6 protein-coding genes are annotated in these 7,086 nt (G+C 56.2%); all 6 read right to left on the bottom strand.

Annotated elements, in window-relative coordinates:
* Nucleotides 1–233: 233 nt before the first annotated feature.
* Nucleotides 234–1,196, bottom strand: coding sequence for a hydroxymethylbilane synthase (gene hemC / locus K0A93_13355; protein ID MBW6513075.1), 963 nt, complete (start codon nt 1,194–1,196; stop codon nt 234–236).
* Nucleotides 1,197–2,528, bottom strand: a complete 1,332-nt coding sequence (gene hemA / locus K0A93_13350; protein MBW6513074.1) for a glutamyl-tRNA reductase — start codon at nt 2,526–2,528, stop codon at nt 1,197–1,199.
* A 5-nt stretch (nt 2,529–2,533) separates the two neighbouring features.
* Nucleotides 2,534–3,370 carry a c-type cytochrome biogenesis protein CcsB gene (gene ccsB / locus K0A93_13345; GenBank protein MBW6513073.1) on the bottom strand — a complete coding sequence of 279 codons (837 nt, stop codon included), beginning with the start codon at nt 3,368–3,370 and terminating at the stop codon, nt 2,534–2,536.
* Entirely contained in the window at nt 3,367–4,035 is a 669-nt protein-coding gene (locus tag K0A93_13340) for a bifunctional precorrin-2 dehydrogenase/sirohydrochlorin ferrochelatase (protein ID MBW6513072.1), read from the bottom strand. The genes ccsB and K0A93_13340 overlap by 4 nt, the downstream gene beginning before the upstream one ends.
* Before the next feature lie 122 nt (nt 4,036–4,157).
* Complete coding sequence (locus K0A93_13335; GenBank protein MBW6513071.1) at nt 4,158–5,567, bottom strand: DegQ family serine endoprotease; 1,410 nt, start codon at nt 5,565–5,567, stop codon at nt 4,158–4,160.
* Between the two features lie 41 nt (nt 5,568–5,608).
* Nucleotides 5,609–6,049, bottom strand: a complete 441-nt coding sequence (locus tag K0A93_13330) for a response regulator (GenBank protein MBW6513070.1) — start codon at nt 6,047–6,049, stop codon at nt 5,609–5,611.
* Nucleotides 6,050–7,086: the final 1,037 nt, after the last annotated feature.

Genomic DNA, 7,086 nt, shown 5'->3' with positions numbered 1-7,086 from the left:
TCGGGGATCTAGACTTTCAACCCTCAAAACCCTGGATTCCGGCTAAACCCCTGCCGGAATGACGTTGCAGGAGTCGCCTTCAGGCGCGATGGTTCGCGGCTAAAGCCGCTCCTACAAAAGAGCTGAACAGTTACAAAAGTTTTTCCTGGCGTACTGAACAGTTCCTGTTTTTCTTCGTGGCCTTCGTGCTCTTCGTGGTGAAAACTAACCGCATCCATCGCGCATTACTAAAATCAGACGTCTTCCTTGTCGACGTTGAATGTCTCGTGTGCGTAAACTTCGTTAAGGATCGCCCCCGCGCCCTGAATCAGCAGGTCATCGGCCAGCGACGTGCCCAGTTTCTCCGCAGCAGCAACCGGGCTGCAGGCGACCTTCTTCAAACAACGTACCCCCTCGCAATCGGAAACAAAACCGGTCAACGTCAGGGAATCTCCGTCAACGGTACCATGACAGGCAATCGGCACCTGACAACCGCCCTGCAGACGCTTCAGGAAGGCGCGTTCGGCGCGCACCGCCCAATCCGTTTCCGGATGGTTGAAAAAGTCGATCATCGCGTTGGTCGCGGCGTCATCAATCCGTGATTCAATCCCCAACGCCCCCTGACCAATGGCGGGGATCGACACGTCCACCGGCAGATATTCACCGATCTGCCCCGAGAATCCGAGGCGGTGCATCCCGGCCGCCGCCAGAATCACCGCATCGAGATTATCTTCGGTCAACTTGCGCATCCGCGTCTCGACATTGCCGCGAATATCGACCATCGCCAGATCGGGACGGATGTGCAGCAACTGCGCCTTGCGGCGCAGGGCACTGGTGCCAATCCGCGCCCCTTGCGGCAGATCTCTCCAGCTGGCAACACCGGGACGCAAGATCACGATGTCACGACAATCTTCACGTTCGGTGATACACCGCAGCGCCAGTCCGGCGGGGAAATAGGTCGGCACATCTTTCATCGAATGCACCGCAATATCGATCTCGCCGCGCAACATCGCTTCCTCGATTTCCTTGACAAACAACCCCTTGCCGCCAACCATTGCCAGCGGCACATTGAGGATTTTATCACCTTTGGTCTTGATCTTGGTCAGGGTGACTTCCAGATCAGGATAGCGTTTTTCCAGCTCGGATCTGACCCAGTTTGCCTGCCACAGGGCCAGTTGGCTGGCGCGAGTGCCGATACGCAACAGTTTTTTACTCATTTAACCATGACTCCTTTTGCCCTCGCCATCGAAGTGGTCGAGGGGTTTTATTTCATCGTCGGGATTCGGGGTTTCAAGATTAAAGAGTGCCCGCACCGCATCGATATAACCGTCACTGGTTGCATCGTTGCTGCTCTGTTTAAGCAACAATGTCGGTTGGTGCAGCACCTTGTTGATAATTGCCGCCGTCAACGCCTCAATGGCCTTGCGTTCTTTTTCGTCCAGTCCCTTGAGGTTACCGAAGGTCTTGTCCAGTTCGCTGCGACGGATATCTTCGAGTTTCTTGCGCAGGGCGACGACTGTTGGCACAACATCCAGACTGCCAAGCCAGCGGAAAAACTGTCCGATCTCCTGATCGACGATCATTTCAGCTTTTTTTGCTTCTTTTTTACGCCCCTTGAGGTTAGCCGCCACCACCCCCTGGAGATCATCAACATCGTAGAGATAGATATTGTCGATGTCGTTAACCCGCGGGTCAATATCACGCGGCACGGCAATATCGATCATGAACATCGGTTTATTCTTGCGCCGCCGAATCACTTCTTCGGCCTTATCGGCACTGAGCACAAAATCAGGGGCACCGGTCGAGGTCAGGACGATATCGACTTGCGGCAGATAATCGGCGAATTCCGCGAACGGCACCGGGCGACCGCCGAACTCATCAGCGAGCTTCTCCGCGCGGGCAAAGGTGCGGTTGGTGACAAGGACCGAGCGCACACCGTTACTGACAAAATGGCGCGCCGCCAGTTCGCACATCTCGCCGGCACCGATCAGCATGACGGTTTTATCGTCGAGCTTTTCAAATATTTTACGCGCCAGTTCAACCGCGGCAAACGACACCGAAACCGCGCTACTGGCGATACTGGTCTCGGTACGTACTCGCTTGGCAACGGAAAATGCTTTATGCAAAAAACGGTTGAGAATCAGCCCGGCGGTCTTGTGCTCGGTGGCGTAAGAATAGGCGGTCTTGATCTGACCGAGGATTTGCGGTTCGCCAAGGACCATCGAATCGAGGCTGGAAGAGACACGAAAGACGTGACGGATGGCATCTTCGCCGTAGTAGTCATAGAGATGGGGCGCCAGCACCGCGTCGTCAAGACCGTGATAATCGGCGAGAAAACGCCGCAATTGAGCGATCGCGTTATCGATGTCGCGGGTACAGGCGTAGAGTTCGACGCGATTGCAGGTCGAAACAATCACCGCCTCGTTGACTGCCGACAGGGCGAGCATTTGCCGGAGTGGTTTTTCCATCTCGGTCGGCGCAAAAGCAACCTTCTCGCGGATCTCTACCGGCGTGGTTCTGTGGCTGAGGCCAACAACAATAATATTCATACCGATCAGCCCCCGGCCAACACGCGAAAACTGTGCTCACCAGAAAGAAACCAGTTCACGCAGAGAAAGGAGAAAAGCAGACAGAGGAAACCGATAATGGAGAAAATCGCCGCCCGCCGCCCCCGCCAGCCGACGGTCAGACGACCATGCAGCAACGCTGCATAGAGAAACCAGGTGATCAGCGCCCAGGTCTCTTTCGGATCCCAGCGCCAGTAGCCACCCCAGGCCATGTTGGCCCAGATCGCGCCGGAAACGATCCCCATGGTCATCAGCGGGAAGCCGAAGGACAGGCATTTATAGTTGATGCTGTCGAGGGTGTTAAGGGCCGGAAGGCGAAAATACAGCCCGGAAAAGCGCTTCTTCTTCAGCAGGCGCTCCTGAATCAGATACATGACCCCGGCAGCAAAAGCGATGGCAAAGACCGCATACCCGGCAAAGGCCAGACTGACATGCACCGGAAACCACCAGGTGTCGAGGATCGGATTCAGCTCCTTGATTTCCCCCGGCGCGCCGAGGCTGAAGATCATCAGGCCGAGGGCCAACGGCGTACAAAAGGCACCGAGCACCGCCAGACGATAGCGCAGATCGAAGAGGAGAAAGATGCCGACAATGGCCCAGGCAAAGAAGGACAATGACTCGTGCAAGCTCGCCATCGGCGCATGTCCTGCTTCGATCCAGCGTGCACCGAGAGTGATGCAGTGCAACAGGAATCCGCCGCTGAGAACCCAGCGAGCCATCTTCCCGGCCACATCCTTCTGCGCGAGAACATCGATCAGATAGCAGACGGTGGCCACGAAATACAAAAGCAGGGTGATTTTAAACAACAGTAGATTGACGCTCATATCATTTCTTCCGAAAGCCGAACATCCAGCGCGGCAAGAGTCCAGCGCGGGCCGAGGTGCTCCGTTAACAAACGATCAACCGCAACAATGCTGCCGGTCGCCAGCAACTGCGGCAGCCCGGCAGCCAACAGTTGCTGTAAAACTTGCGGATTATAGAAATTTTTCATACCGGGTGTCAATTTCTTTCGGCGCAATGCCGCCGCAATGGCAACCACCGCCCCCCACTCCTCACCAAACTGTTCGGCCAGCAGGTCGCGCAACACAACCGCCAACAGCGGGCTTTCCCCCGCGGTGGCGACCGAGATCGACAGTTTACCCCGCTGCAGTGTTGCCGGCAGGGTAAAATCGCCCGCAGCGGGATCGTCGGCAATAGTGACGGGGATGCCGCGCACGCGCGCCGCTGCGGCGACAGCGGCATTGACTGCGCGATCATCGGTTGCAGCAAAAGCCAGACAGGCCCCGTCAAGATCGGCAGGGAGAAAGTTACGGGCAATCACCTCAACTGACGGGAGGTCCTGAAATCCGGAGTTCCCTGCTGGCGCGATCAGGCGCACCCGCGCGCCAGAGTTCAACAGACCACGCACCTTGCGGGAACCGACCGTGCCACCACCAACCACCACGCACAGCTGCCCGGTGACATTGAATAACAGGGGATAATCACTCATGCCGCGCCATGTCTTTCATCGCTGCATCATAGGGAGGAGGATGGAAAATTGTCAAGGAGAGAACGCCGCCGATGGCATTCTCGCGCAGCGCAACGTTTTCCATCCTCCGCCTGTAGCAACTATCATTGTGCTAATTTCAAGGCCAGATAGCGTGAACCTTCACCCTGCCTGATCAATAGCAGGTGTGCCTTCCCCTGGGTCAGTAATTTGATCGCCTGGGCAGGGCTGGTGACCACCTGACGATCGATTTCCTGAATCAGCACACCACGCTCAAGTCCGGCGTCAGCAGCCGCCGAGCCTGGTTTTACTACCGCGACCACCACGCCCCGTTCCCCCTCGTAGCCGAGGCGTGCGGCCAGCTCCGGTGTCAGCTCCTGCAAGTTCAGGCCAAGCTCCGGCACATCGCGCTCACCTGCTGCAGCGGCACCTTGGGCATCATCCAGCGTGCCGATCGTTGCAGTGATCAGCTGCGTCCTGCCGTCACGCAGAATCCGCAGCGTGACACGCGTCTTGGGTGGCGTGAGTGCAATCCGGTTACGGAAATCCGTGACCTTGCCGACATCTTTGCCATCAAGTTGCTGAATGATATCTCCGCGCTTAAGCCCTGCCGCGGCAGCGGGGGTGTCCTCCAGCACCTGCGACACCAGCACCCCTTGTTCGTTGTCCAGCCCGAACGATTGCGCCAGTTCCCTGGTCAGATCCTGGATATAGACGCCGAGCCGACCACGAATCACCGCACCGTGCTCAATCAACTGGCTCCGAATCTGTTTGGCCATGTTGACCGGAATGGCGAAACCGATCCCCATGTACCCCCCGTTGCGACTGAAAATAGCGGTATTGATCCCCACCACCTCGCCATTGAGATTGACCAGGGGGCCCCCGGAATTGCCTGGGTTGATCGCCGCGTCGGTCTGGATAAAATTCTCGTAGTCACTGAGCCCCATGCCACTGCGCCCCTTGGCACTGACAATCCCGGCGGTCAGGGTATGCGAGAGACCGAAGGGGTTCCCCACCGCGAGCACCCAGTCGCCAACCTCAAGCTGCTCGGAATCACCCAGCCGCAAGAAAGGAAGATCACTCTCATTGATCTTGATCACCGCCAGATCGCTCGGTGGATCGGCGCCAACGATCTCGGCAACATATTCCTGTCCATCGTGCAGCGTCACGCGGACCTTGTCGGCGTCCTCAACCACATGGTTATTGGTCAGGATATAGCCGTCGGGCGAGATAATGAATCCTGACCCCTGACCAATCGTGTGGCGCTGGGGTGCCTGCTGACGGGGACGCTGCGAGCGCGGAGGCTGGCCGAAAAAACGGCGGAAAAATTCGTCATTGAACGGGCTGTCAAAAGGCGAGAAATATTGCGATGGGTTGCGTCGGGAAACTTCCTGCTCGACCTGGATAAAAACGACCGCCGGGGAAACCTTTTTAGCGACGCTGCGAAACGCCTGACCACTCTGGCGCAGGTTTTCCACCCCTTGTTCCTGGGCGTGAACGGCGGCAGGCGCGACCGCGCCGACCCCCAGGACCATCAGCACTACGAACACCAATGGCAACAATTTGCGCTGGTTTGTCATGATAAGCTCCTTTGCTGAGATGTTGCCCCGCGCGTGGCGGGGAAGTAAGAATTGATCAGCGCGATCAACTGATCGAGGTCAAACGGTTTATCAATTGTCTCGGTTGCTCCCAGTGCCTTTGCAGCATCATGGGTCGCACTGTCACCAAAAGCAGTCATGCAGATAACAAACGGCAAGCCGGGAAGATCGTGCAGCGCTTCGAGCACCTCCAGACCGGTCAGTGCCGGCATGCGCAGATCGGTCAGTACCAGATCATACCGTTGCTGACCCTCACTCTGGCGGTAGTCCAGACGCTCCAGCAGTTCCAGTCCGTTACTGCAGCTCGTAACAGTATAACCGACCCGAAACAACGAAAACGCCAGTAACTCGCGCAGTTCGCGGTCGTCCTCGGCGAGAAGAATTTTCAGGTGCTGGTCAAGCGGTTGGGTGACATTCATTGCAGACCTCCGGGAACGGGTTAATAATACTCAATCGCAACCCTTGTGCCAAAGTGATTATCAATAATTACAGATGGTTACGAATCATCAGAGCGGGGGCATTGTACCCCGTCGGGGCAAAATGCCCCGGATCAGAACAGGTACAGAAAGATCAAATTTGATGCACTCGCAAAAACTCATGGGATGGCTAAGTAAAAATTTCGTCCTCCAAGGCCTGGTGGTTTTTCAGGGGCGAAGGCCTACATCAGGTAGGTCGAGGTCCTGAAAAACCGGCGTAACGCAGTAGGGCGGACTTTTTGCGACGCCATCAAATTTGAATGTATTTGAGAGCATGGTTTGCTTCGGGAGGCAGGTAAACCATCGACCTTGGCAATTAAAAACAAAGGGGATAGAGTTAACATCTGATGTTAACTCATGGAGGGGAAAAGTCCGTGAATTACGCCCTTGAAACCTTATTGGACCTGAACGGATTTGAGTATGACTATGAATCCGGATTCCGCATTAAATATCAGGCAAGACGGGCAAAAAAGGGGGGGGGACGTAGTTAAGCTGGTTAACTTGAGTGTTCTGGCTTGAAAATCTGAAAAGCAACTTCGCGGGTCGCGGCCCGCTGCCGCCTCACTCTTTTGCTGGGCCAAAAGAGTGAGCAGAAAAGGGCCTGCCATTGCATGGAGCATGTCGGATTCGCAGGGGGAGGAATTCAAGAAACTGTGTACGAGGGACGCGGTCGGTGCACATCTGCCGCGTCTAACGGGGCTGTTCTTTTCGCCCCGTGCCTGTCGGCGTCTTCGTTGTAAATGATGAGTGCTGAATTGAAGCCGCCATGAAAACCGGCTAAAATAATTTTCAACGCCAACGGGGCCCCATAAGAAAAGGCCCCGTCCCGGTGCAGACCGGTAAAATCTGGACATTCGTTCTCCCCTGATTAAAATCACAGCGATACGCGACCACCATGCCCGCTGCGAGCGCAGGCACTTTTGCATCCTTTTGCTGCCGGGCAAAAGGATGTCGGCTGGCGGGACGAAACCCGCCGGTTC

The sequence above is a fragment of the Desulfuromonadaceae bacterium genome (genome assembly GCA_019429445.1).
In the GTDB taxonomy this organism is placed as follows: Bacteria; Desulfobacterota; Desulfuromonadia; order Desulfuromonadales; family JAHYIW01; genus JAHYIW01.
Note: the sequence above shows the minus strand (reverse complement) of the source record. Positions and strands in the feature narration are given on the sequence as shown.